This window comes from Streptococcus sp. Marseille-Q0941, from assembly GCF_943736975.1.
Classification (GTDB): domain Bacteria; phylum Bacillota; class Bacilli; order Lactobacillales; family Streptococcaceae; genus Streptococcus.
The window spans coordinates 156,673-183,360 of the sequence record NZ_CALSFO010000006.1 but is presented as its reverse complement, the minus strand read 5'-3'; the positions used below and the strand labels follow the sequence as shown (position 1 = coordinate 183,360).

The 26,688-nt window shown below is 38.7% G+C and carries 24 protein-coding genes, 2 tRNA genes and 1 pseudogene; 8 read left to right on the top strand and 19 right to left on the bottom strand.

Annotation, left to right across the window (positions count from 1 at the left end; all coding sequences use genetic code 11):
* Positions 1 to 29 precede the first annotated feature (29 nt).
* From mnmL to NGI26_RS07320, 5 genes and pseudogenes are all read left to right on the top strand, one after another.
* Positions 30 to 977 carry a tRNA modification radical SAM protein MnmL/YtqA gene (gene mnmL / locus NGI26_RS07340; protein ID WP_286009851.1) on the top strand — a complete coding sequence of 316 codons (948 nt, stop codon included), beginning with the start codon at positions 30 to 32 and terminating at the stop codon, positions 975 to 977.
* Positions 961 to 1,518, top strand: coding sequence for a tRNA 5-(aminomethyl)-2-thiouridylate-methyltransferase MnmM (gene mnmM, locus NGI26_RS07335; protein ID WP_251938283.1), 558 nt, complete (start codon positions 961 to 963; stop codon positions 1,516 to 1,518). Before mnmL ends, mnmM begins: the two co-directional genes overlap by 17 nt.
* A complete protein-coding gene (locus tag NGI26_RS07330; protein WP_251938281.1) occupies positions 1,511 to 1,765 on the top strand; it encodes a hypothetical protein in 255 nt (84 codons plus the stop codon). The genes mnmM and NGI26_RS07330 overlap by 8 nt, the downstream gene beginning before the upstream one ends.
* A gap of 11 nt (positions 1,766 to 1,776) precedes the next feature.
* Positions 1,777 to 3,830, top strand: a pseudogene (locus NGI26_RS07325) (cation:proton antiporter).
* Between the two features lie 40 nt (positions 3,831 to 3,870).
* Positions 3,871 to 4,734 carry a YihY/virulence factor BrkB family protein gene (locus tag NGI26_RS07320; RefSeq protein WP_251938279.1) on the top strand — a complete coding sequence of 288 codons (864 nt, stop codon included), beginning with the start codon at positions 3,871 to 3,873 and terminating at the stop codon, positions 4,732 to 4,734.
* A 227-nt stretch (positions 4,735 to 4,961) separates the two neighbouring features.
* Here NGI26_RS07320 and NGI26_RS07315 read toward each other — a convergent pair whose 3' ends face one another.
* Both NGI26_RS07315 and NGI26_RS07310 read right to left on the bottom strand, forming a co-directional pair.
* A complete protein-coding gene (locus NGI26_RS07315; RefSeq protein ID WP_251938277.1) occupies positions 4,962 to 5,903 on the bottom strand; it encodes an ATP-grasp domain-containing protein in 942 nt (313 codons plus the stop codon).
* Positions 5,904 to 5,916: 13 nt separating this feature from the next.
* Positions 5,917 to 7,167 (bottom strand): dicarboxylate/amino acid:cation symporter, encoded by a 1,251-nt coding sequence (locus NGI26_RS07310; protein ID WP_251938275.1) that lies wholly within the window; start codon positions 7,165 to 7,167, stop codon positions 5,917 to 5,919.
* A gap of 405 nt (positions 7,168 to 7,572) precedes the next feature.
* On the opposite strand from NGI26_RS07310, the gene NGI26_RS07305 reads away from it, so the two are divergent.
* Positions 7,573 to 7,932, top strand: coding sequence for a DUF3397 domain-containing protein (locus tag NGI26_RS07305; protein ID WP_251938344.1), 360 nt, complete (start codon positions 7,573 to 7,575; stop codon positions 7,930 to 7,932).
* A 109-nt stretch (positions 7,933 to 8,041) separates the two neighbouring features.
* On the top strand, positions 8,042 to 9,730 hold the full coding sequence (locus tag NGI26_RS07300; protein WP_251938273.1) for an N-acetylmuramoyl-L-alanine amidase: 1,689 nt from the start codon (positions 8,042 to 8,044) through the stop codon (positions 9,728 to 9,730).
* Between the two features lie 33 nt (positions 9,731 to 9,763).
* On the opposite strand, the gene NGI26_RS07295 is transcribed toward NGI26_RS07300, so the two are convergent.
* From NGI26_RS07295 to cshA, 17 genes are all read right to left on the bottom strand, one after another.
* The gene (locus NGI26_RS07295) at positions 9,764 to 10,078 is read right to left on the bottom strand and encodes a hypothetical protein (RefSeq protein ID WP_251938271.1); all 315 of its coding nucleotides are present in this window, start codon (positions 10,076 to 10,078) and stop codon (positions 9,764 to 9,766) included.
* 175 nt (positions 10,079 to 10,253) lie between these two features.
* Positions 10,254 to 10,325: transfer RNA gene (locus NGI26_RS07290), tRNA-Thr, on the bottom strand.
* A 99-nt stretch (positions 10,326 to 10,424) separates the two neighbouring features.
* Positions 10,425 to 11,210: an ABC transporter permease gene (locus NGI26_RS07285; protein ID WP_251938269.1), complete on the bottom strand. Its 786-nt coding sequence runs from the start codon at positions 11,208 to 11,210 to the stop codon at positions 10,425 to 10,427.
* Between the two features lies 1 nt (position 11,211).
* Complete coding sequence (locus NGI26_RS07280; protein WP_000240149.1) at positions 11,212 to 12,030, bottom strand: ABC transporter permease; 819 nt, start codon at positions 12,028 to 12,030, stop codon at positions 11,212 to 11,214.
* A gap of 1 nt (position 12,031) precedes the next feature.
* Positions 12,032 to 13,024, bottom strand: coding sequence for an ABC transporter ATP-binding protein (locus NGI26_RS07275; protein ID WP_251938268.1), 993 nt, complete (start codon positions 13,022 to 13,024; stop codon positions 12,032 to 12,034).
* 321 nt (positions 13,025 to 13,345) lie between these two features.
* Positions 13,346 to 13,891 carry a histidine phosphatase family protein gene (locus NGI26_RS07270; protein ID WP_251938266.1) on the bottom strand — a complete coding sequence of 182 codons (546 nt, stop codon included), beginning with the start codon at positions 13,889 to 13,891 and terminating at the stop codon, positions 13,346 to 13,348.
* 51 nt (positions 13,892 to 13,942) lie between these two features.
* Positions 13,943 to 14,875: an alpha/beta fold hydrolase gene (locus NGI26_RS07265; protein WP_251938264.1), complete on the bottom strand. Its 933-nt coding sequence runs from the start codon at positions 14,873 to 14,875 to the stop codon at positions 13,943 to 13,945.
* A 129-nt stretch (positions 14,876 to 15,004) separates the two neighbouring features.
* Positions 15,005 to 15,886: a class II fructose-bisphosphate aldolase gene (locus NGI26_RS07260; protein WP_016466093.1), complete on the bottom strand. Its 882-nt coding sequence runs from the start codon at positions 15,884 to 15,886 to the stop codon at positions 15,005 to 15,007.
* A gap of 142 nt (positions 15,887 to 16,028) precedes the next feature.
* Positions 16,029 to 17,351: a sensor histidine kinase VncS gene (gene vncS / locus NGI26_RS07255; protein WP_251938262.1), complete on the bottom strand. Its 1,323-nt coding sequence runs from the start codon at positions 17,349 to 17,351 to the stop codon at positions 16,029 to 16,031.
* The gene (locus NGI26_RS07250; protein ID WP_251938260.1) at positions 17,348 to 18,004 is read right to left on the bottom strand and encodes a response regulator transcription factor; all 657 of its coding nucleotides are present in this window, start codon (positions 18,002 to 18,004) and stop codon (positions 17,348 to 17,350) included. The genes vncS and NGI26_RS07250 overlap by 4 nt, the downstream gene beginning before the upstream one ends.
* Positions 18,005 to 18,074: 70 nt before the next feature.
* Positions 18,075 to 19,454, bottom strand: coding sequence for an ABC transporter permease subunit Vex3 (gene vex3, locus NGI26_RS07245; RefSeq protein ID WP_251938258.1), 1,380 nt, complete (start codon positions 19,452 to 19,454; stop codon positions 18,075 to 18,077).
* Between the two features lie 47 nt (positions 19,455 to 19,501).
* The gene (gene vex2, locus NGI26_RS07240; RefSeq protein ID WP_251938256.1) at positions 19,502 to 20,149 is read right to left on the bottom strand and encodes an ABC transporter ATP-binding subunit Vex2; all 648 of its coding nucleotides are present in this window, start codon (positions 20,147 to 20,149) and stop codon (positions 19,502 to 19,504) included.
* 13 nt (positions 20,150 to 20,162) lie between these two features.
* Positions 20,163 to 21,440 carry an ABC transporter permease gene (locus tag NGI26_RS07235; protein ID WP_251938254.1) on the bottom strand — a complete coding sequence of 426 codons (1,278 nt, stop codon included), beginning with the start codon at positions 21,438 to 21,440 and terminating at the stop codon, positions 20,163 to 20,165.
* A 134-nt stretch (positions 21,441 to 21,574) separates the two neighbouring features.
* A tRNA-Leu gene (locus NGI26_RS07230) sits at positions 21,575 to 21,660 on the bottom strand.
* A gap of 77 nt (positions 21,661 to 21,737) precedes the next feature.
* Positions 21,738 to 22,313 (bottom strand): cysteine hydrolase family protein, encoded by a 576-nt coding sequence (locus NGI26_RS07225; protein WP_251938252.1) that lies wholly within the window; start codon positions 22,311 to 22,313, stop codon positions 21,738 to 21,740.
* Positions 22,313 to 23,101: a GTP-sensing pleiotropic transcriptional regulator CodY gene (codY, locus tag NGI26_RS07220; protein ID WP_251938249.1), complete on the bottom strand. Its 789-nt coding sequence runs from the start codon at positions 23,099 to 23,101 to the stop codon at positions 22,313 to 22,315. Before codY ends, NGI26_RS07225 begins: the two co-directional genes overlap by 1 nt.
* A 271-nt stretch (positions 23,102 to 23,372) precedes the next feature.
* A complete protein-coding gene (cshA, locus tag NGI26_RS07215) occupies positions 23,373 to 24,947 on the bottom strand; it encodes a degradosome RNA helicase CshA (protein ID WP_251938247.1) in 1,575 nt (524 codons plus the stop codon).
* A 340-nt stretch (positions 24,948 to 25,287) separates the two neighbouring features.
* Between cshA and NGI26_RS07210 the strand changes: the two genes are divergently transcribed.
* Complete coding sequence (locus NGI26_RS07210; protein ID WP_251938245.1) at positions 25,288 to 26,604, top strand: FAD-containing oxidoreductase; 1,317 nt, start codon at positions 25,288 to 25,290, stop codon at positions 26,602 to 26,604.
* Positions 26,605 to 26,688 lie beyond the last annotated feature (84 nt).

The window sequence follows — 26,688 nt, the reverse complement described above, 5'->3', positions numbered from 1 at the left end:
TACTAGTGTTTTCTGATATAATATTACCTATGAAATCCTATAATACCTTGAATGATTATTATCGAAACTTATTTGGAGAAAAAACCTTTAAAGTTCCTATTGATGCTGGTTTTGACTGTCCAAACCGCGATGGGACTGTTGCTCATGGAGGCTGTACTTTCTGTACGGTTTCTGGCTCTGGAGATGCTATCGTTGCTCCTGACGCACCAATCCGCGAACAATTTTACAAGGAAATTGACTTTATGCACCGCAAATGGCCAGATGTCAGAAAATATCTGGTTTATTTCCAAAATTTCACCAATACACACGAGAAACTTGAAGTGATTCACGAACGCTATGAACAGGCTATCAACGAGCCTGGTGTCGTTGGCATTAATATCGGTACACGACCAGACTGTCTACCCGATGAGACTATCCAATATTTGGCAGAACTGTCTGAAAGGATGCACGTCACTGTAGAGTTAGGTTTACAAACCACATATGAAGCAACTTCTGAATTGATTAACCGTGCCCACTCCTATGAACTCTACGTGGAAACAGTTAAGCGCTTGAGAAAATTCCCTAAAATTGAAATTGTAGCCCATCTGATCAATGGCTTGCCTGGGGAAACCCATGAAATGATGGTTGAAAATGTCCGCCGTTGTGTCACTGATAATGATATTCAAGGGATTAAACTGCACTTGCTCCATCTTATGACCAATACGCGTATGCAAAGAGATTACCACGAAGGACGTTTGCAACTCATGAGCCAATATGACTATGTCAAGGTCATCTGTGACCAACTAGAAATAATTCCCAAACATATGGTCATCCATAGGATTACAGGAGATGCACCTAGAGATATGTTGATTGGTCCTATGTGGAGTCTCAACAAATGGGAAGTTCTAAACAGCATTGAAGCTGAAATGAGACGTCGAGGTAGTGTTCAAGGATGCAAGGCTGTAAAACAGGAGTTTATGAATGAAAAGACCACTTGAAATGGCGCATGATTTTCTTGCCCAAGTCATCACCCAAGAAGATATTGTCGTTGATGCGACCATGGGGAATGGCCATGATACGCTTTTTCTTGCCAAGTTAGCGAAACAAGTCTACGCTTTTGATATACAGGAACAAGCTTTGGAAAAGACAAGGCAACGCCTACAAGAAGCTGGTTTCACCAATGTAAAATTGATCCTGCAAGGGCATGAAACTGTAGATCAGTTTGTAAGGGAAGTAAAGGCTGCTATCTTTAATCTAGGTTACCTTCCTTCTGCTGATAAGTCTATCATTACTAAGCCTCAAACAACCATCGAGGCACTTGAAAAGCTCTGTCAAATGCTCGTTAAGGGCGGTCGGATAGCTATCATGATTTATTACGGGCATGAAGGTGGAGATATCGAACGGGATGCAGTTATGGATTATGTTAGTCAGTTACCGCAACAAGAATATACTGCTACTATCTATCGCACCCTCAACCAAATCAACCATCCACCATTTTTAGTCATGATTGAAAAATTAGAAAGGTATCGACATGGATAAACAATACCTAAAAGATAAAATCGAAACTCTTCGTCACAAATTCGTCGAATCAACCCAACACGAACGTGCAGTTGGTATGTTGGATGAAGCTCATATGAGTAAGAAAATGCTGAAAATCAAGAAAAAAATGATAACCCTCGAAATGGAGCGTTGTCAGAAAAAAATCGAGCATAAGGACTGCTCAAAGATTGATCAAAAAATCCAAGAACAAAAGGAACTTTTTGAAAATTGTTGTAAACAAAAATAGAGAGGTGGAAAATGAATTTACTTTTTTATCTCTTGGTATTTTTACTAGTTCTCATTGTTTCTAGTACAACCAACAAGCTACTTCCCTTTTTACCCATGCCTCTGATTCAGATTTTGCTGGGAATTGGACTTGGCCTTTGTTTACCCAACAACCAATATCACTTAGATACTGAGTTATTTCTAGCTTTAGTCATTGGCCCACTACTATTCCGAGAGGCTCAAGAAGCAGACATTACCTCCATCCTCAAACACTGGCGGATTGTCCTCTTTTTGATTTTTCCAGTTATTTTTATCTCAGCCTTAAGCATGGGGGAACTCGCTCATGTCCTTTGGGCTAGCTTACCATTAGCCGCCTGCGTAGCAGTTGGTGCGGCTTTAGGCCCTACTGACCTAGTTGCCTTCGCTTCACTTTCTCAACGCTTTTCCTTCCCGAAGCGGGTTTCTAATATCCTAAAAGGGGAAGGTCTTCTTAATGATGCTTCTGGACTAGTAGCCTTTCGGATGGCTCTCATCGCTTGGACAACAGGAACATTCTCACTTACCCAAGCCGGAACTTCATTAGCTATTTCCATTGTTGGAGGATTTGCGGTCGGCCTTATAACAGCCTTAATCAATCGCTTCCTCCATAGCTTTCTACTCAGTGTTCGTGCAACGGATATCGCAAGTGAACTCTTATTAGAACTCAGTTTACCTCTCTTAACTTTTTTCATTGCTGAAGAGATTCATGTTTCAGGCATTATCGCCGTTGTTGTTGCTGGGATTCTGAAAGCCAGTCGTTTCAAGAAAATAAATCTCCTTGAAGCGCAAGTTGATACAGTTACTGAGACTGTTTGGCAGACTGTAACCTTTATGCTCAATGGTTCAGTTTTTGTCATTCTTGGGATGGAACTGGAAATGATCGCGGAACCAATTCTGAAGAGTGCTTTTTATAACAATGTGCTTCTTCTTGTCACTATCTTCCTATTAACCTTCCTACTATTTGCCATCCGATTTGTCATGATCTATGGATTTTACGCCTTTCGGATTAAGAAGCTTCATAAAAGTTTAGACAAGTACGTCAAAGACATGCTCCTCCTTACGTTTTCCGGTGTAAAGGGAACTGTATCTATTGCACTATTCTTTTGATACCGTCTAATTTAGAGCAGGAATACTCTCTTCTTCTCTTCCTCGTAGCTGGTGTAACCCTGATCAGTTTCCTCACAGGATTACTAGTACTTCCGCACCTTTCTGAAGAGAAAGAACCATCTAAGGATCAGCTCATGCACATCGCTATCTTAAACGATGTCGCCATGGAATTAGAGAAAGATTTAGAAAACACCAAAAACAAGGTTCCACTCTATGCGGCTATTGACAACTATCATGGTCGTATTGAAAATCTTATTCTTAGTCAAGAAAACAAAGAAATTCAGGAAGACTGGGAAGCTCTCAAACTCTTGATTCTCAGTATTGAAAGCGATGGTTTGGAGCAAGCCTATGAAGAAGGAAAGATTGGAGATCGTGCTTATCGTGTTTACCAACGCTATCTAAAAAACATGGAAAAAAATATTAAGCGAAACTTTGCTTCTCGACTAACCTACTACTTCCTTGTTTCCATACGCATTCTTCGTTTTCTACTTCATGAATTGCTCACATTTGGAAAAACATTGCGTTCATGGAAAGACAAGGAAAAACAGAGACTTCAGGCTATTGACTATGATCAGATTGCAGAGCTATACCTAGCCAACACTGAAATTATTATCGAAAGTTTGGAAAACCTCAAAGGGATTTATAAGAGTTCTTTAATCAGCTTTATGCAGGAATCTCGTCTTCGTGAAACTAGTCATATTACTAGTGGAGCCTTTGTGGAGCGGGTTATCAATCGTATCAAACCCAATAACATTGATGAAATGCTCAGAGGTTACTACCTTGAGCGTAAGTGTATCTTTGAATACGAAGCTCAAAAACTCATCTCAGCTCAGTATGCTAAAAAGCTTCGCCAAAATGTCAATAATTTAGAAACCTATTCCTTAAAAGAATCAGCTAATACCTTACCTTATGATATGATGGAATTAGTTCGAAGAAACTAAAATCTATACTAAACAAGAAAGAAACTTGGAGGATTGTAAAATGAAAAAGTTGTGGAAACAGCTGATTGATAGACCCTTATTAAAAGCTTTTTTGCACTACTATCAAGCCTCTGATAGTGAGTTAACCAGCGTTGCAGTTGCCTACTATTGGTTGATTTCAATCTTCCCCTTACTCATGATAGTGGTCAACATTTTACCCTACTTTCAAATTCCAATCTCCAACTTTCTATTAACAATCAAGGAATTTTTACCAGATACAATCTATGAAGTGGTTGCAAAAATTGCCAGAGAAGTTCTGACTCAACCATCAACAGGTTTACTAAGTTTTGCTATCTTATCAGCACTTTGGACTTTCTCCAAATCCATGAATTTTCTTCAGAAAGCCTTTAATAAAGCCTATGGAATTGCAAAGAATAGGGGAATTATCTCACACCAGCTGATGAGCCTCTTGGTCAGCTTTGGCCTTCAAATTCTCTTTGCCCTTTCCTTATTCCTAAGTATGTTTGGCCATATGCTATTGGACTTACTAAAAAACTACTGGAAATCCGAAAGTACTCTATTTTCTTATCTACAGGATTTTACAGGACCGCTGATTTATGCCTTTCTTTTCGCTACCGTGATGATGCTCTATTATTTCCTACCAAATGTTAAAGTCAGTCGGATTCGATACGTCGTACCTGGAAGTCTATTTGTGCTAGTTACCACTATTGCTTTATTAAACATCTTTGCAGCCTATTTCAACAATTATGTCAACTATCTCGTTGACGTCCGTTTTTTCAGTTCTATTGTCGTTGTTGTGATGATGTTCTGGTTCATTATCATTGCCAAGATATTGATCATCGGTGCCGTCATCAATGCTAGTGTTCAAAGTTTGAAGAATCCAGACTTTAAAGCAATTCAATAATTTTTTATCGATTAATACTCAATGAAAACCAAAGAGCAAATTAGGAAGCCAGCCGCAGATTGCTCAAAACATTGTTTTGAGGTTGTGGATAGAACTGACGAAGTCAGCTCAAAATACTATTTTGAGGTTGCAGATGGAAGCTGATATGGTTTGAAGAGATTTTTGAAGAGTATAAACAAATCAATCCCCCAGTCATTTAATACTGGGGGATTTTTGAATTTCCTACTTTATTGTCCACTAGTGAGGGCTTGCAATTCTGTTTTTAGATACTGAGCCAAGTGTTGATGCGCAAAAATATTGGCATTCTTTTCTGCAGTAGGATTGTAGTTGGTGTTAGTATTTACATCATAAACATAAATGTCACCAGTCTCTGACTGAACCCATTCAATAGCAGCAACTTCAATCTGAGCATTTTTCAGGAAATTCTCATAAGCCTCTCTTCGAGAATCTGGTAGAGGTTCTGTAATCTGGAATTTCTCAGACGTTTCCAGTTGTTCTGGTCTCTTGCCGATTTGACAACCATCTGCTGGACAGAGTTGGAAACCATCTGAAGAATCAATCGAAACAGTATAGAGGAATTTTTGATTGATAAACTCTGAACGACGGATACGTCCATCACTTGGTTTGATGTAGGCTTGTAACAAGGTAATCCCGTCCACTGAAGGTTCAAAGAGGGGACTATTGACATAAGCTTCCAATTCCTCTTCATTTTGGAAGAGTTGAACTCCTAAGCCTTTTCCTGCTCGATTATGCTTGGTAATCAAAGGATAGATATTTAACTTTCTTGCTGCCTCAATGATATTTTCTTGACCCAAAACTGCAACTGTTGCAGGGGTCTCGATACCAGATTCGTTTAACTTCAAATATTGTTTGACTTTACTAATTTCAAGGTTGATAGCACCGGTACCATTCACAACTTTGCGTCCGTGTGCTTCTAGCCAAGTAATCACCTGCTCTGTAAATTCTGGTGCATAGCGATGACCTCTGGTATGAGAAGATGCAGACATGCGATTGTAAAAGATACCTTGCGGCGGTGGGCTTTGCAAATCTAAAATCCCACTAGACAAATCCCATAGTTCATAAGGGACTTCTAATTCTTCCAACCATTTGACCAAATGCTGGGTCCATTCTATATTCTCATGAATCACATAAACTTTTGCTTCACTCATTTTTCATATCTCCTTAAGAAAAGCTGACTGATAATTGGCTTTCCTTTTCTTCTTCTAAAATATATCCTTCTGTTTTTTCGATAACGCTAACTGTTAAGATTTGACCCAAAACGTTGATCATGGTACGGCCGGCATTGACAAAGAAATCAACTGCAAAAATCAAGGCCACTCCTTCAACTGGCAAGCCCAATTGAGGTGCTGCAGCTAGCAGAACTACGATAGCTCCTGATGGCACAGTTGCTGCAGTTTTTCCAATCAAAGTCAACAATAAGACAGTAAACAAGAGACTTGATAATGATAGTTGAATGCCGTAGGCGTGGGCGATAAAGATCGTCGCAACTGAGAAATAAACTGCGGCTCCTTCTAAGTTAAAAGTATATCCTAAAGGAACAACTAAATCAATCGTATGCTTATCATGCCCCTGTTTTTTCAAATCTTTCAGTAGTGATGGCAAGACGACACTAGAACTACCAGTAATAAAAGCTAGAGTCAAGAGACTCCAATTTTCACGAAAGGCTGATAAATACGGAACTTTAAAGAATACAGCAATCAAAGGGAAAATAAGGAGAACCAAAACAGCATAAGCCAAATAAGTTCCAATTACAAACTGACCAAGCCCAATCAACTTGTCGACACCAGTAGTTGCAACATCTTTTGCGATAAATCCAAAAATTCCAATTGGTGATAGTTTAACAATCACTGCTACAATCTTATAGATGGCTTCAATCCAAATTTGGAAACCTTCGATAATTTTCTGAGATTTATCAGTCTTAAGATTCCCGATACCATAACCAAGAAAGATAGCAAAAACGATAATTGGTAAAAGGGCACCTTCTGAAAGAGACTTGACGATATTTGATGGAATAAAACCAAGTAGAAATTCGCTAAATTTTACATTGTTGGCAATCCCATCAAGGTTTCCACCAGTTTGACCAATATTCACTCCTTGACCAAATCCTAAATAGTAACTAGCAAATACAAACAAAAGAGTAATGGCAGTTGTTACGGCAAAAAAGTAAACCAAACTCTTGGTCAAGATTTTCCCAAATGATTTTTTTCCAATAACTCCAGCAACAGCAACAACGATAGTTGGGAAGATTAGTGGAATGATAACCATATTGATCAATTTAATAAAGGCCTGACCTAAAAATTGATAAAAGCCTGCAAATTGTGGCCAGATGACCGCAGCGATAACACCTAAGACCAAAACCACCAATAATTGGATGCCAAGTGAGAGTTTTGACCATAAATTAACTAATTTCATAAGATACTCCTTTGTTTTATACTCAATGAAAACCAAAGAGCAAACTAGGAAGCCAGCCGCAGATTGCTCAAAACAATGTTTTGAGGTTGTAGATGTAACTGACGAAGGCAGCTCAAAATACTATTTTGAGGTTGCAGATGGAAGCTGACATGGTTTGAAGAGATTTTCGAAGAGTATTATTTGCTAATCATTCTACTACGATTCTTCTATCCTGACTAATATATATTTTTTATTGTCACCATAAAAAAGATTTATAATAATCGTTCAAACTACTCCATTTTACAGAGTGAATTTTATTGAAGTTTGATATAGTATAAAAAATCACTTTCCAAACAATTATTTTTGGAAAAAACATTGATAAATCAAGGAATATGCTTTTCTTTTATTCAGATTTTATGATACAATATTGTTATGATTTTAATGAAACTCGCTTCCATCTTGCTTTTGGTATTAACCTTGGCTTTGGCTATTATCTTTAGTAGATTTTTTAAGTTAAAGAAAAAGGGGATTAACTTTGCCGATTTGGCTTTTCCTTTTCTAATTTTTGAATATTATTTAATCAGTGCTAAAGTTTTTACCCATAATCAACTTCCCATTTTGGGAGCAGCCCTATCTTTACTGGCCATTATTCTAGCCTTTTTCTTCCTGAGCAAAAAACGTAGCTTTTATTATCCAAAATTCCTTAAATTCTTTTGGAGAGCTGGATTTCTACTTACATTGCTCATCTACATCATCATGATTGTTCAAATCTTTATGATGAAATAAAAACAAAGCATGCCAGCACCTCAATAGTTGGCGACAAGTTTTTCCACATGAGGTGCTTTTCTAATGATATTAAAAAAAGAGATTATTAAAAAAATAGGAGATAAAACAAGTGAAAAAAACGCTCTTGGCAAGTGCCATCACACTTTCTTTTCTAGGATTCGCAACAAACTCAGCTTTAGCTGATGAAACGAACCTAGAGACTACTTCAGTAGAAACAACACAAGAAACTACAACTACAGAAAAAGCAGAAAAGAACACCCCTTCTACCAAGGAAACTGCTCCTTCTACTGAAACAAGTTCAAGCCTTCCTACAACATCTACTACTACAAATCCAAGTACAAGTTCTGACAAGAAAGAAGAGACCAAAACTCCAGAAGTCAAAAAAGAGGGTTGGGTATTTGAAGAAAATATCTGGCGCTTCTATGAAGCTAATAAAGCTGCTCTAAATTGGAAAAAAATCCATGGAAAATGGTACTATTTCGACAAAGATGGAATCATGCTCAGCGATACGATCTATGATGGGTACATCCTGACTAGTAGCGGTGCTATGGTTGATAGCGGCTGGGGTAAAATCAAAGATAAATGGTATTATGCTAATCCATCTGGAAGAATTGTTAAAAATGATTGGAAAAAAGTTGGTGGTGTATGGTACTATTTTGATAAAGACGGTATCATGCTCAGCAACACCATTTTTGACGATTATATCTTTACTAATAGTGGAGCTATGGCTGAGAGCACTTGGGTCAAACAAGATGGTAAATGGTATTATGCTCTAACTTCTGGTAAATTAAGTAAAAATAAGTGGGATAAAATTGGTGGTACTTGGTACTACTTTAATGAAGATGCCACTATGGCAAGTAACCAATGGCAAGGTAGTTACTACCTAAAAGCTAGCGGTGCCATGGCTGAAAGAGAATGGATTTTCGATAATAACTACAATAGTTGGTTCTATTTAAAATCAGGTGGCGCATACGCTGCACGTGAATGGATTGGCTCCTACTACCTTAAGTCAGGTGGTTACATGGCTAAGAATGAATGGATCTTTGATAACTACTATAATGCTTGGTATTACCTAGAAGAAAGTGGTATCTATGTCACAGGAACTCGTAAAATTGATGGAAAAGCACATCAGTTCCAAAGTAATGGAAAATGGATTGGTGAAGTGCCTATCAGTCGTGGATTTGAAAAAGGAAAATACACAAAAACTGTTTTCTTAGATCCAGGACATGGTGGTAAAGATCCAGGTGCTGTTTATTATAACACTCAGGAAAAAGACCTCACTATGCAAGTTTACAAGAAACTTCGCAAGGAACTCGAAGGACTTGGTTATACCGTTCTTTCTTCGAGAGATAGTGATGTCTATGTTGACTTTGTCACTGAACGTTCAAAAATGGTGAATAATACGAACTCAGACATCTTCATTAGTATCCACTTCAATGCTAGTGGTAGCCCTGCTTCAAATACGGCTGGAATTCAGACTTATTCTTATGAAGCAGATTCTAGTTATCCTTCTAAAATCAATCCATACTGGCATAACCATCCTGACCGTATCAGCGAAAGCAATCGTCTTGCTGCTGATATCCACTCTTCACTATTAGCTGAAACTGGAGCTAAGGATGCAGGTCGTCTACGAAGTAGCTTTGCTGTCCTTCGAGAAACTGATAAACCAGCAGTTCTATTGGAGCTCGGTTATATTGATAATTTCAATGAAAACCAACAAATTCGGAGCGATGCTTACCAAAATAGATTGGTGGCAGGTATTGTCAAGGGAATTCAAAAATATTACGCAGGTAAGTAAAAAAAGTCTCGAGAAATCTCGAGACTTTTTGTATTATGATTCTTTCTTGTTAGTTTCTGGAAAGAGAAAACCAATTCCTACACATGCTAGAACTCCAGCACCGATTACCAAACCACTAGAAAGTGGCAAGAGGTCTAGAATGGCATTTCCAATAATAAAAGCAATAATCAAGCATATAAGACTTGCCTTGTAATCTTTTTTCACAAAATTCTCAAGGGTAAAAAATAGAAATAAACCTATGGGAAAGAGTGCCCAGATGTTGACATCCAAACTTGGCCATCCAACAATTCCAAAATACAAGACTGCAGCAGCAACTACCAAAAATCCGATACCTAATACTTTTTTCATGATTCTACCTCATTTTCTAATTTGTTAGGAAGCTTTATCTCCCTTTGACAATTACTACTATAACAGAAATAAAAAACACAAACAATAGGTTTTGCCTATGTGGTAAACTTGGAAGACTATGTGGTCAGAAAACGGATAGAAAGAAAAAAGAAGTCCGATTGGACTTCTTCCACAATGCCAATTGCAGGGATCGAACCTGTGACCTAGGCTTTACGAGTGCCTTGCTCTACCAACTGAGCTAAATCGGTATTTACCCTTATAGTATAGCACTATAAGGAGGGATGTCAAGAAATTTTCATCACAATAAAAAAGCCTGTCCTAAGACAAGGCTTTGATGTTCTATTATTTACGAACCCGCACTTTCGTAGGCATCTAAGCCCCTGTCCCAAAGTTTCAAAGAAATAACAAAGAAAACAAGGGAAATCAGAATCAAACCACCAATATTAAAGAGTCCATCCTTGTCCTGCAAGAAATAGCTGGCAGGATAGTAGGCCGTAAAAGCGAAAGGCACGATAAAGCTAATCAACCAACGAAGAAGCGAATTGTAAATAGAAATCGGGTACTTGGCAAAGTCATTAAACATATAAAAAATGTAAATCATGGCTCCTGACTGCTTGGTCCAAAAAGCGATACTGGCTGTCGCGATTTTCAAGGAAGTATAAATCAAGGTCGCAAAGGGAATACAAACTAGGAAAAGCAGGAATTTGGGAAGAGTCCAAGCAATGCTGCTCACCGTTGTCGCTAGCAGAAGGCCTCCGACCAAAAGTTCACCCAAGGCATCAATCTGAAAGGTCTCGACTAGGATGTGGAAGAGAGGATTGATGGGACGAGTCAGATATTTGTCAAACTCTCCCTTTCTCACCAAGCGTTGCCCCAGTGCCCAGAGATTGTCAAAAAAGAGATGGTCCAATCCCTTGGGAATCAAGGAAAAGCCATAAATAAAAGCAATCTCTTGAAAGGTCCAGCCTTCCAGGGATGGAATATGTTGAAAGAGTACGTTTAGAAACAAGAGGTTCAAACCTTGGGTCAGAAACACTCCCAAAACACCAACCACAAAATCCACCTTGTATTCCATGATTTGCTTGATGTATTGTCTGATAAAAATCAGATGCATGCGTTGATATTTTTTCATACTAACCTCCTTGAATGGTGATAAATGACTGGACCCGTTTCCAAATCAGCTGAGACAGGCCCACCATCACTAAGAGCCAGAAGAACTGTAGCAAAAGCGCCTGAAGAATCTGACTAGCATCGTATTTCCCAACGATAATCATGACCGGAGTGTAAATCAAGGATGAAAAAGGCAAGAAGGACAGAATATCTGAAACAACCTTGGGAAAGAAAGCCAAGGGAATCAAACTTCCAGACATAAAGGCCACTATGGAAGTCTTGAGTAGATTGGAACCCCATAGATTTTTAAACACAAAGGCTGAAAATCCAAAGCAGATATTAAAGAAAAAGTTAATCAGGTAGGCGAGCGTCAAGCTAAATAGATAAAGGGTAGTTAGTCCCAGCACTTCTACAATACCTTGCCCAGATAAGATTTTCATCAAGACAATGACACTTAAAAATGGCAGTCCAACAGAGATAAAAATCAACCACTTAGAACCAAGCTCGGTAAAGAGGTAAGAAGCCGCAAAATGCACCGGTCTCAGTAAGCGCATAATGATCGATCCATCCTTGACCTCCTCCCCGATCATAAAGGAGCTATCTGACCTGGTCAAAAGATTAGTCACAAAACTCATGATGATGTAGAGGGTGATATCTGCCATACTGAATCCCTGAATTAAAGACTCTTGCGACGAATCAAAGACTGCCTTCCAGAGATAAAAGGCCACAAAAGCCCCCATTACATCGCCAATCCGATAGAGAATAAAGTTGACTCGATAGGTAATCAACTCCTGAATGCCCGCATTGATAAAGGGTTTATAACGTCTCCACAATTTGACCATCTTAGAGCTCCTTTCGGTAGAAGCGACGGATAATATCCTCAATATCCGTATCCATCATCTTCAAATCGCGAATCTCAAAATCAGACAAGGTTTGCTTGATAATATCAGCTGACTGGTAGCGGGAACTATCAAATTCAATATTGAGGCTATTTCCTTGTCTATCAATGGTCATATCAGGCAAGCCTTCATAGTAAGAGACGAGATGACTTTGACCTGGCACCAGTTCAAAAGAAAGAGTCTTCATCTTGCCAAATGTTTCCTTGAGCTGGCTAACCGTTCCATCAAAAATCTCCTGCCCCTTGTCAATCATAAAAATCCGATCACAAAGTTGCTCAATATCACTCAAGTCATGAGTGGTCAAGAGAATGGTTGTTTCTTCTTCCTGATTAATCTGGGTGATGGCCCGGCGAATGTTATCCTTGACCGAAACATCCAAACCAATGGTCGGCTCATCTAAAAAGAGAACCTTGGGATTGTGGAGCAAGGAAGCCGCAATGTCCGCACGCATTCGTTGACCCAGCGAAAGAGTCCGCACGGGATCTTTGATAAATTCCTTCAAATCCAAGACTTCATTCAAAAAATCCATGCGCTTATGGAAAAGCGAGTCTGGTACATCGTAAATCTCCTTCAAGACAGTATAGGTCTCTTGCAGGGCCAAATCCCACCATAACTGGGTTCGTTGTCCGAAGACCACTCCAATATCTTTGACATAGTCTTGGCGATTATCCTGCGGAATTTTGCCGTTAATACGACAAAAACCAGATGTCGGCTTTAAAATTCCTGTCAGCATTTTGATAGTTGTTGACTTCCCAGCACCATTGGCCCCGATAAAGCCTAAAATCTGCCCTTTTGGAACCTCAAAGGTTAAATCCTTGACCGCTTCAAAAGTCTGCTTTTCAGGGTGAATAAAGGAACGTAAAGCCCCTTTCAATCCTGGTTCCTTCACTGTTTTTACAAAATTTTTCTGAAGATGTTCTACTTCTATCATTGCCATATCTATCTCCCTAGCGTAAGGAATAGCAACATTGTGTTTTTGACTACAAACATTCTAAATCCTTACTTTCTACGCCTTCTACATTTTATTACTACAGAAGGCCTTATACCAACCTATTATAGTCCAATAAAAAACAGAATGCAAGCGTTTGCCTGTAGATTATGAAATTAGAAATTTCTCTCCTAAAATAATACTTTTAAATCAAAAATTCTGATTTAATAGTTTCCTTAAGACATCAAAAAAACCTGCCAAAAAGGGCAGGCTACGAATTATAAAAAGCAAACGATTTTGATTAATATGATTCACTATTTAATCAAAGTACTAATCTTTCATAATTCTTTTCACAGTCCCATTTCTATCAATTAGAAAACAATCTGGAAAGGTCATCTGCTCCCATTTTTCATAATCAAAACTGAAATCAAAGTGATGAAGTAGTATTCCTATCAAATTCCCGTGTGAACTAAGTAAAATCGTTTTTTCTGAGTATCTCTCTTCCAATTCCATTAAGAAATTTAGTACTCTAGCTAGTGCATCTTGATTTGATTCCCCTTCTAAAAGAGATTCACTGGGATTTTGCCATAAATATTTAATACTGTCTTCAAACTCAGAATCTTTTATAAAGGTTGAAGATAATTTTCGCTCTCGTAACCGATTATCAAGAACTATTTTATCAAATTGAATTGGCGAGCTATTAATCGTTTCAAATGCTCGTTTATAAGGACTAGAAAAATAATAATCGATATTAAAAGAATTCAAAAACTCTAACTGGTCAAGAGATGAAAATCCTTTTTCTGACAAAGTTCTATTAAAATCATCACTTGAAAATTTTGAATGAGCATGTCTAAGTAAAATATAAGAATTATTCATAAGTCATTACCTTTCAATTATTATCATCAGTCTCAATGGATTTCTAAGCCCTCAATTATTCTCTAAAAATTCTTTAATGCGAGAAACAATAGCATCGCTTTGATAATGATAGAGGTCATGAGGCGCATCAACATACACAACTTGAACATTAGACTGGTCACTTACAAATTTCTTTGTAAAATGCTGCCATTCTGATTGGCTAAAACTAGTTCCTTCACCATTAGAAACCATTAGTAAGGCTGGAATTTTCGGATTAATGTTTGAGGGAACTTTCTTGGCATTTTCCTTTACCGTTTGGGATTCATGAAACATGGCTTGTGACATCAACTGCTTATAAGCTAGAAGTTTATATTGTTTTCGTTCATTTTCGGTCAGAGTTTGATTTTTTATATAAAAGGACTCAGGGAAGTAGCGTAATAAGCCAATCTTGCTGCTCCAATATGCCACAGTGAGCAAGGTCTGATTCTCCTTTAAATCTTCATAACTTGATGGCAGTGCCCAATCTAAACCAATCAAAGCTTTCACTTCATCAGGAAACTTCTCCTGCCAAGCCAGACTCTCTAGACTAGCCATGGAATGAGACAGAATGATAAACGGCCCTGTGATATTTGCTTGCGAAAGAGCTTGGTGAGTCTCAGACAAAATCTCCATCACATCTCTTGAATGATTGCTATCATCACTATAACCATACCCTGCTCGCTCCACGATGACTACCTTATACCGTTTCGATAAGAATTCCGATACTTCTTTAAAGTCCAATATAGGAGAAGCAATACCAGCACCTGAGAGAACTACTATAGTCTCAGGACCATCCCCTTCAACGTAAATATTTATTTGATGTCCATTGACGAGAACTTGTTGTCCCATAGGTGTTAGTGAAGCTTGTTCCTTTTCTAGACTGATACGGTGAAAGATAAATGTAGCGAGTAAAAATAAAAGAATGAAACTAAGAAAGCAAAGACTACATTGTTTTAGTTTTTTCATAGCATTATTGTACAAAAAATAGGTCCTTTTAGCAACTTAAGATTGGTTCTTCTACAGTATATTCGCTATATATCCAGACACCAAAAAACCCACCCAATGGGCAGGTTCTTTCTGTATTGTTCAGCTAGATTAAGCTTTACCTTCTGAACCGAATACGTCGATACGTTCTTCAACTGATGCTTGGATAGCTTTTACACCGTCAGCCAAGAATTTACGTGGGTCGAAGAGTTTTTTCTTGTCGTATTCTGCTTCGTTTGCTTCGTAGTCACGAGCAAATTTACGAGTTGCGTTAGCGAATGCGATTTGGCATTCAGTGTTAACGTTAACTTTCGCAACACCAAGTTTGATAGCTGCTTGGATTTGGTCATCAGGGATACCTGATCCACCGTGCAATACGATTGGGAAGCCTGGAAGAGCTTCAGTCAATTTTTGCAAGTGGTCAAGGTCAAGACCTTCCCAGTTTGCTGGGTAAGGACCGTGGATGTTACCGATACCAGCCGCCAAGAAGTCGATACCAGTTGCAACCATTGCTTTAGCGTCTTCGATTGGAGCCAATTCACCTTTACCGATGATACCGTCTTCTTCACCACCGATAGTACCAACTTCAGCTTCTACTGAGATACCTTTAGCGTGTGCTTTTTCAACAACGTCTTTAGCCAATTTAAGGTTTTCTTCAACTGGAAGGTGTGAACCGTCAAACATGATTGAAGTGTAACCAACTTCGATACACTCAAGTGCATCTTCGTAGTGACCGTGGTCAAGGTGGATAGCTACTGGTACAGTGATACCCATTGACTCAACAAGGTTAGCGATCAAGTTGCGAGCAACTTTATAACCACCCATGTATTTAGCAGCACCCATTGAAGTTTGGATCAAAACTGGAGCTTTTTTAGCTTCTGCTGCACGCAAGATAGCTTGAGTCCACTCAAGGTTGTTTGTGTTAAATCCACCAACTGCATAACCGTTGTCACGAGCTGCTTGGACAAATTTTTCTGCTGAAACGATTGCCATTTGTCAGGCCTCCTATATATTTTTTGGGACATCCCATTTACATTGTTCATTTTATCACTTTTTAACAAAAAAAGCTAGTTTTTCCCATACTTTAAATTGAATTTCTTCTATCTTAAAATATGTAAACACTCTCTAAATCCCTTTATTCCAGATTTTGAAGTAGATTCATATAAAATACTAAGTGATCTTCGTTTCTTTCAAATCGATAATCAATTTCTTCGTTTTCTAATAAACTTTTGACTACGAAGAGTCCCAAACCAGCTCCCTTGCTTTGTCGACTAGATGATGTAAAGGATTGTTCGAATTTATCCTGTTCCTCATGTGTACAAGTGTTCTCTATAAACATCCAATCATCTTTTACACCAATTTTTAGCAAACCACCTTGGACAGAATGTTTCACCGCATTACTGATAAGATTGGAAAGAATTAGCTTGAGTACCGAAGGATTTAGATAAGTTTGTTGGTCAGTCAGTTGGTTCACTACTGAGATTTCCCTCTCTTTGGCTAATAAATCATAATCCTTTAAGAGAAAATCTGTCATTTCAAGAAGGTTGATTTTTTCCTTCTTATCTCGCAATTCCTGCACTGAAGAAAGGGATAGGATTTGCAGAACGTGGTGACTCAAATCATCCACAATACCTAGAGAAACTCCCAGATAATGGTCTCTATCTTTGTAACGTCCAATATTGGCTTTCATATTCTCCAGAAGAATCTTTAGACTAGCTAGAGGTGTTTTCAGTTCGTGGGAAGCACCTCGCAAAAACTCAACCTTCATCTTTTCTAGCTGGAGGATGGCCTCGTTCTTCTCATGCAAATCTGCAATGACCGTCAAGAGATGCTGATAAAGGCTATTAATTTGTTCTTTGAGATCGCCAATTTCATCCTTAGAATCCACGCGCAACCTCACTTCTGCATCCAAATCCATCATACGTCTAGTCACTCGTTTGATTTCCAAAATAGGAGCAACAATGGTTCTAGCATAGATAAAGGCGATGAGGAGCGAAATGATGAACGACGCAAATAAAGTATAAGGCAAAAATTGAAGACTGATTTCTTCTGCTTCTTTTTGCAAATCCATAGAAGCTAAAAACTGCAAGGTCATAGTCTGACCATCCTTGGTTTGAACTTCTCTTTCCTCAATAACCAAGGAGGCCGTTTGTCTTTGTTTATCAATGGGAAGATTATCATTGACTTCCAACTTATCCTGAGTCATCTCTCCCTTAACAGCTCCCTTAATATCACTGCTTTTAGAATAAAGTTCAAGTACTTCCTGAATAGCTTTACTATCTTTTCCTTGGAAGGATTGCGCAATTTCTGTAGCCTTCTGCCCAACACTTTCCTGACGATGACTGAGATAGGTCGAAGGAAAGAGAAAATAGATGGCCAAATGCAAACAAATGACCAAGGTAGAAAATACCGAGAAGGTATAGATAAAAATTTTTTTAAATAAACCTGAACGTCTCATTTTCTCTCCAATTTATAACCAACATTGCGAACGGTAAGAATACAGTCTAAATCCAATTTTTTCCGTAGTTCCTTGATATAGACATCGATCACTCTGTCAAAAGGAACCTCATCTGTCATCTTCCATACAGCATCGATAATCTGCGACCGCGTTAAGGCTCGCCCTTCATTTTTAACCAGATAGTCTAAAATTTCCAGTTCTTTTGCATTGACAGCAACTTCTTGACCAGCTACTTTAGCGCTGTAACTGTCAAAGTCTACCTCGGTGTCCCTATAGATAAACATACGACCAGTGTCATAATGACGTTTGAAGATGGCATCCACTCGTACCTTTAACAAGGATAGGGAAAAAGGTTTTTCCAAATAACCATCTGCCAATGCAGCAAAGGCACTCATCTTATATTCTTCGTCCTGAAAGGCTGTCAACATCAAAACCGGAACTTGACTGCTTTTACGGATTTCTGACAAAACCTCTAAACCATTGAGTTTAGGCATTTGAATGTCCAAGAGAACCAAGTCTACTTGATGATTGGAAAATTGCTCTAGAGCTTCTTCTCCATCTCTTGCCTGAATGGTTTCATAGCCACAATCCGTCAAATAGTCACTAATTCCCTCGCGAATCATGTCTTCATCTTCTACAATTAGAATTTTCATATAAATCCTTTTCTATCAAAAATGCTACCTATATTATATCTCATTTGAGTGAGAATAGGTAGCATGTTTTTTATTCACTATCCAACAAGAGTTCTTTTGGTTGTTTAAAGAGGAGATTGCTCGAAGCAAGTGCCATAACTAGTACCACTAGAACTAAGCCAAGTACGAAGATGATGGCAAAGTCAGAAGGTTGAATGGATATATCCAGACTTGAAAGTGTCTTGCTAAAGCCGTCAACTTCTGCACCACCACCAAGATTAGAGGCTTGGGCTGCCTTACTAGCTTGCTTAGCCACATCTGATGTGACATTTGCAAGCACTGTATTTCCAATGGCACGAGCAGCATAGTTAGCTAAGAAGTAAGCTGAAATTAGTGCTGGAATTGCAATCATAACTGCTTCTGTGATAAATTGTCCTAGAATACTTGCTTGTTTTAAACCAATTGAAAGGAGAATTCCAACTTCTTTACGACGGGCGTTAATCCATAGTGTAAGCAAGAGAGCAAGTAGAAGAACTGAGAAGCTCAAGCTACCCCAGAAGAGAAGATTAGCCATCTTGTACATGCCTGAGATAGATTGTTCGAGGGCAGGATAGTTAGATGAACTCTTAATCAAGCTATACATCTTCCAGTTGATACCATTGATAGAACCTAATTCTTGCATGACACTATCTAAGTTCTTATCTCCAGCTACAAAGAAGGTAGCATCTCCATAAATAGCTGTATCTTCTGTATAACCATAGAGTTGGGCTGCTGTGTGAATATCTGAGATAGCTGTATTCTCATAGAGTTCTTGTGAGTAGGTTACAGCAGATTTGTTATGTCCATCAAAAAGTCCTTTGATCGTTACTTCTACTGTTTCCTTGGCTCCTTTTTCATTATCTGCATCGTAGATATTGGAGTTCAGTTTGACCTTGTCCCCTACCTTCCAACCATGTTTAGCAGCCAAGTCTTTGTGCATGAGAATCTGGTGTTTGTCATCGTTTGTTAAATGTTCTCCTTCGACCAGTTTGTAAGAGCCTGACACAAACTTGTCTTCTTTAGAAGAGTCATTGACACCTGTTATCATCAAGCTGCTTCCAAAACGTTGAGCTCTATCTGCAGTTAGATTTTTCTTGGTTTCAGGCGTTTCAATCAATTCATAGCCTGTCAAATCACCGATAGCATTAATCCGTTTGATATAGGATTCAATGGCCTTATTCTCGGTAATTTTTTTGATATCTTCACCCTTGATATTCCCCGCACCACGTGGAGTTCCTTGATTGACCCTACGGTTGATTTGCATAGAGAAACTATTGGTGATATTTTTAAAGGTTTCTTGAGAAGCCTTAGCTGTCGCTCCCTTGATAGACAAGCCGACTAAACTCAAACTAGCCATCAAGAGAATGATAAGAAAGATCACAATAGACTTGAAAAATTTTCTTGTGACATAGGCAAATGCGTTGTGTAACATAAGATTCCTTTCTAGATTTACTTCCGTTTTTAATAAGTTTAAAAGTTTTAGTTACGATTTGTTCTTGTTTCAGTCAGTTTCTTATCCTTCAATTCAAGTGTAATATCTGACGCCTGTGCCACTTCCTTACTGTGGGTCACAACTATGACACACTTGCCAGTTTTCTCAGCAAGAGATTTGAGCAAATCGATGATATCCCCCGCAGTCTTAGGATCTAGGTTCCCTGTTGGTTCATCTGCTAAAATCACTGGTGCTTCAGATACAAGGCTACGAGCAATGGCAACACGTTGTTGCTGCCCACCTGATAATTGGAGAACATTCCGCTTGATTTGACTTTCATCTAAACCAAGTTCAAGAAGGGTATCCTTGCTAGCTTTTTTATTAACCAAGCGGATATTTTCCAAAGGAGAAAGATAATCAATCAAGTTATAGTTTTGGAAAACCAAAGAGATATGGTGCATTCGGTGATAAGAATAACCTTGTTCACGAATATCCTTGCCTTCGAATAGGATTGCACCTTCGACTGGGCTATCAAGTCCTGCTAATAGAGATAAGAGTGTTGACTTCCCAGCTCCTGATTCTCCGATAATACTATAAAACTTGCCCGGTTCAAAATCGTAATTGATTTTATATAATACTGCTTCTGCAGTGTTTTTGTAACGATAAGTAAGATCTTGTAATTGTAGTAAAGTCATGATTTCTCCTTCATTAACTAATAGATGATAAAATTTCTTTCGGTGATTTTCTAAATAAAAATAGGAAACAAAGTGCAACTGACAAGCAACTAATAATCAGTAGGAAGATATAAGATTCTCCAAATGATAGTAGACTTGTTGAAAGATTTGTTGCTTTTGCTAGAGTATCTTGTAGTGCAGCTTGGTCGCCACTTGCTAGCACAGTCTTCAAGAGATAGGAAGTAATGGCATTCCCAGCCACAAATGCAGGCAGAATAGATGCCAACGAAACCAGGGCGACTTCCAGGCAGAATTGGCTAAAGATTGCTCCTTTTCCCTTACCTAGCGCTAATAAAATACCAACTTCGTAAACTCGCTCTCGTAACCAAAGGGACAAGACCAAGACCAGCGCTCCTACACCAGCAATCATAATGCCATAGAGGAAAATTTGTAAGAAGGTTTGGAAGGTCGAAACTGAATCCTTGATTTGTTCAAAAGCCTTATTTTCCTTTTCGACTTGATATCCTTTCGTTTGCAGAGATAACTTTTCAACCTCTTGAATGATGCTATCCATTTCTTTTGGATTTTCTAGATAGAAACGAGCGGCAGTGACTTGAGCTTCCTTATTTCCAAGAAGAGTTTGACTACTTTCATAATCTGTATAGACTGTATTTTCACTAAAGTCTGAGCTAAGACCAGTAAATTTCTCTTGTTTTTTACCTGAGAATATACCGACGATTTCATAGTCTAGACCTTGTCCACTATTTCCTTCTACTTGACCAGGATTTAGACTAATCTTATCCCCAAGTTTTAGCTTATTCTTCTTAGCCAATTCCTCGTGGACCAATATTTTCTGCTTATCCCCTTTTTCGATATGTCTTCCTTCTTTAAGGGTAAAAGCAGAGCTTGTAAAGGAAACATCCTTGGATGAATCTTTCAAAGCAATTAAACCGATAAGATTTTTTTCAGCTTCTGTCAGATCATCCCTTTGGATACTTTGTTCTCCAGTAACTACTTCTTTGTCAGTCAACTTAGCTATTGTTTCAAGCTCTGGGAAAATCTCCTCAAGCCCCTGTATTTTTTTAAGGTCATCTAGTTGAGACAATTGAAAAGCTTGATCCGGCTCCATTCTTCTAATAGAAAAAGATGTATTCAAGGAGCGGTAGAGATTATTCTCTACTGTTTTGTTGGACTTCATGAGCGTCAGACAAGCAGATATTCCAGCCAATAAGACAAATAGAATAAAGAATAAAATGAGACTTCTCAGTCGTTTTCTGCTGACGTAAGCCCAAGCTCTTTGAGTGGGATTCATATAGCACCTCCATATTTGTAAAACCATTATAATATTCAAATATGAAATGTTTATGAAATCACAAAAAAAGAGCAAAAATATTTTTGCTCTTTTTGATGAAAAATAAAAAGCTAGCCAAAGCTAGCTCACTATTATGCGGAGAGAGGGACTTGAACCCTCACGACCTAAAGCGGTCACAGGATCCTTAGTCCTGCGCGTCTGCCAATTCCGCCATCCCCGCGTTGATTACTTTACTAGTATATCAACTTTGAAAAAAATTGTCAAGACTTTTTTCAGATTTTTTCATCTTGGAATGTATTATTCTGTAATTTCAAGCAAATTTTCATCAACCAATTTTGCACCAAGTGTATTCTTAAAATGTCCAAGTGCAAAGGCATGATTTTCAGGCCAAATAGATGCTACAGCTGGTTTGACGACTTCAATCTGATAACCAAGATTGTAGGCATCAATCGCCGTATGCAAGACACAGATATCAGTAAGAACTCCTGTTAGGATTACAGTGTCCACACCACGCTCTCTAAGACGGATATCCAAATCTGTTCCAGAAAAAGCCGAATAGTGACGTTTGTCCATCCAGAAAACACGACTATCATCAGCATGTTCCTGATAGAACTCGGCTAACTTGCCAAATAAATTTCGGCCACTAGTCCCAATAATATTATGGGGCGGGAATAGTTTACTTTCAGGATGAAAAACATCATTTTCTTCATGTGCATCGATGGTAAAAAATATATAATCTCCACGTTCAAAAGCCTTTTGGGTCACCCCATATATATCATCAGATATTGCTTGAGCTGGAGCGCCTGCAGTCAGTTTCCCATGATCCGCTACAAAATCTTCTGTATAGTCAATAGAAATTAAAGCCTTAGCCATTAATAGTCCCTCTTTTTCACTTCTTCAAAAATATCTGGAATGAGAACTTTGAGATAAGTTCCTTTCATACCAAGAGAACGACTCTCAATAATCCCTGCCGATTCGAGTTTACGAAGGGCATTCACAATTACAGAACGAGTGATACCGATACGATCTGCAATGACTGAAGCTGTTAATTGACCCTCATTACCATTTAATTCAGCTAAAATAGCTGATACAGCTCTAAGTTCAGAGTAAGAAAGCGTGTTGACTGCCATAGTCACTGCGGTGCGACGACGAATATTTTTCTCATCTTCCTCGCGTTGGAAATTCAAGAGTTGAATCCCTACTACAGTGCTGGCAATCTCAATAAGAATCAAATCATCTTCTTCAAACTTTTTATCATTACGCCAAATAATCAAAGAACCCAAACGAATACCAGAGACATGAATTGGAGCAATCGTTGTCAAACCATCTGGGAAATCAGAACGACTCTCAGTTGGGAAAATTGTCAAATCATGCTCTACTGGAAGATTGGCCTCCGTATCGTAGATCATGTTCGCACCTTGCACATAATCTTCTGGGAAAGTCTTTGATTGGAAGAATTGCTCTACTCGGTCATTATTAGTTTTGTAGCGCATAAAGTAGCCCAACAAACGACCCTTACTATTCACAATACAAGCGTTACAGTCAATAATATCTGCTAATTGACGTGTAATGGCATTATAAGGAAGCTCATCTTGTAATTGCTCCTCCGAACGTTTTAACATTGATGTGATTTTTCTTGTTTTTTCTAATAAATGTGCCATTTTTTACCTCGCATATAATCGCTTTCATTATATCATAAAATTCTGACTACTTCAACAATTATCTGAAAATTGTTTATTGAATTGCAATTCATGACTATTGGAAAAATTTTGCAAATTTTTTTATTTTTCTTATTGACAGCTTTTTAATTTTTTGATAAGATAATATTACAAGATAACAAATTTATAAATCTAAATACTCGTATGAATCTTTATATGACTCTCGGTCTCCTTATATATAAAAGCGATCCACCTCAGTGAACCGCTTTTTTTGTTATTTATCTCCTTTGTTACGAATAACAAAGCCTGTTTTCTTCTCGCTTGAAGTATTGCGTGGTTTTTTATTGTCCTTACGGTAACGCTTCTCTTTATCAAAGCGGTCGTTTTTGCGACTGCCTTTTTTGAAATCATCATGACGACCATTGCCACGGCGATCACGATCTCGACGGTCATCCCCTCGACGGCCACCACGACCAGACTTGCCTTTTCCACCAAATCCACCACCAGATGGTTTAAATGGCAGTGGTTTTTCACGCGCAATTTCAACTTCTGGAAGACTATCTGGATCCTGAACCGTCAAGCTAAGGATATACATAGCTAATTCTTCTGGGCTGAATTCTGCAGCAAGTTTACGAGCGTCTTTTGCGAATTTCTCGAAGTTTCCACGAATGGCTTCATCAGCAAAATCACGTTCAATCTTCTTGAGAGCGATTTGTTTTTTGGCTTGGAAGGCTTCTTCTGCTGTCGCAGGCTTGAGACCTTTCATGCGTTTCTTAGTCAAGTTCTCGATGATTTGGAGATAGCCCATCTCATTTGGTGCTACGAAAGTAATGGATTGACCTGACTTACCTGCACGTCCTGTACGACCAATACGGTGAACATAACTTTCAGGATCTTGTGGAATATCATAGTTGTAGACATGAGTCACACCAGAAATATCTAAACCTCGAGCTGCAACGTCTGTTGCAACGAGAACATCGAGGTTACCGTTTTTGAAATCACGGAGGACACGAAGACGTTTGTTTTGGTCCAAATCTCCATGAATCCCTTCTGCTCGGAAACCACGGATCTTCAGACCACGAGTCAACTCATCCACACGACGTTTGGTACGACCAAATACAATTGCAAGTTCTGGCCGCTCCACATCCATGAGTCTAGTCATGGTGTCGAATTTTTCTTGTTCTTTAACACGGATATAGTACTGGTCTACTAATTCTGTTGTTAATTCTTTAGCAGCAATCTTGACATGCTCAGGTTCTTTCATGAACTGAACACCAATACGTTTGATGGCATCAGGCATAGTCGCTGAAAAGAGCAAGGTTTGACGATTCTCCGGTACACGAGAGATGATATCTTCAATATCTTCAAGGAATCCCATGTTCAGCATTTCATCTGCTTCGTCTAAAATCAAGGTTTCAATATCATGTAATTTCAAGGCCTTGCGTTTGATCAAGTCAAGGAGACGACCTGGTGTTCCTACAACGATATGGGCACCCGATTTAAGAGCCTTGATTTGTTTTTCAATACTTGAACCACCGTATACTGAACGGACTTTCACACCCTTACTACGACCAAAGCGGAAAAGTTCTTCTTGACTTTGAACAGCGAGTTCACGAGTTGGTGCAATGACCAAAGCTTGGATAGTTGCTTCTTCTGTACGAATTTTTTCAAGGGTTGGCAGGCCAAAAGCTGCAGTTTTCCCTGTACCGGTTTGAGCTTGTCCGATAACATCTTTCCCTTCAAGAGCTAAAGGAATAGTTTGCTCTTGGATGGGACTTGCTTCTACAAATCCTGCTTTTTCAATCTCTGCTAGCAAATCAGCAGACAAGTTAAATTCATTAAATTTCACGTTTTTCTTCTTTCTAAAGATGGTGCGAAGCCACCCTATAGCGCTTAGTTTATACTTTTCTTGTCATGACGTACTTTCATAGCTTTTATGAAAGACCGTGTTGCTTCTTTTCCACTAAAGAAAAGTACTGCTTTTTTGCAACTTATCTAGTATAACACAAGAGAAGGTCAAAAGATAGTCTAACCACCTGATTAAATCATGTAAACGATTTTTCTATTTTTTAAACTTATTTCCCAAAAGCTTTCATGAGACTATTTTAGACCAATATTTTTTCCCGTAGCAGAATTGTGCAAAAGTTTTTTTCTTGTGCTAGAATGAAACCAAATAGGAGGATATAAAAATGTTAACTTATGATTTAATCGTTATTGGATTTGGTAAAGCTGGGAAGACACTAGCTGGTAAATTGGCTTCAGCTGGCAAAAAAGTTGCCCTGATTGAACGTAGCAAAGCTATGTACGGTGGAACTTGTATCAACATTGGTTGTATCCCAACTAAGACTTTGCTAGTTGCTGCTGAGAAAGACTTGTCTTTTGAAGAAGTCATTGCTACCAAAAATACCATCACTAGTCGCCTCAACGGCAAAAACTATGCTACTGTTGCTGGTACAGGCGTGGATATCTTTGATGCGGAAGCTCACTTCCTTTCAAACAAAGTCATCGAAATCCAAGCTGGCGATGAAAAGAAAGAACTGACTGCTGAAACAATCGTCATCAACACTGGGGCAGTTTCTAACGTCTTACCTATCCCTGGACTTGCTACAAGCAAAAACGTCTTTGACTCAACAGGTATCCAAAACTTGGACAAATTGCCTGAAAAACTTGGAGTCCTTGGTGGTGGAAACATTGGTCTTGAATTTGCAGGTCTTTACAACAAACTTGGCAGCAAGGTTACAGTCCTAGATGCCTTGGATACTTTCCTACCTCGTGCAGAACCTTCCATCGCAGCTCTTGCTAAACAATACATGGAAGAAGACGGCATTGAATTGCTTCAAAACATCCGTACTACTGAAATCAAAAACGACGGTGACCAAGTGCTTGTCGTAACTGAAAAGGAAACCTACCGTTTCGATGCCCTTCTCTACGCAACTGGACGTAAACCAAATGTGGAACCTCTTCAACTTGAAAATACAGATATTGAACTAACTGAACGTGGTGCAATCAAGGTCGATAAACACTGTCAAACAAATGTTCCCGGTGTCTTTGCGGTCGGAGATGTCAACGGTGGGCTTCAATTTACTTACATTTCACTTGATGATTTCCGTGTCGTCTACAGCTACCTTGCTGGAGATGGCAGCTACACACTTGAAGACCGTCGCAATGTACCAAATACTATGTTTATCACACCACCACTTTCACAAATTGGTTTGACTGAAAGCCAAGCAGCTGATTTGAAACTTCCATACGCTGTGAAGGAAATCCCTGTTGCTGCAATGCCTCGTGGTCATGTAAATGGTGACCTTCGTGGAGCCTTCAAAGCTGTTGTCAACACTGAAACTAAAGAGATTCTCGGTGCAACTATCTTTTCAGAAGGATCTCAAGAAATCATCAACATCATTACTGTAGCTATGGACAACAAAATCCCATACACTTACTTCACAAAACAAATCTTCACTCACCCAACCTTAGCTGAGAACTTGAATGACTTATTTGCGATTTAACCTAAGATACACTTATGAAAAAACAACCTCCTTAGGGTTGTTTTTTTATCCAAAATCTCAAATCTGTCTTTTTCAGCATTTATG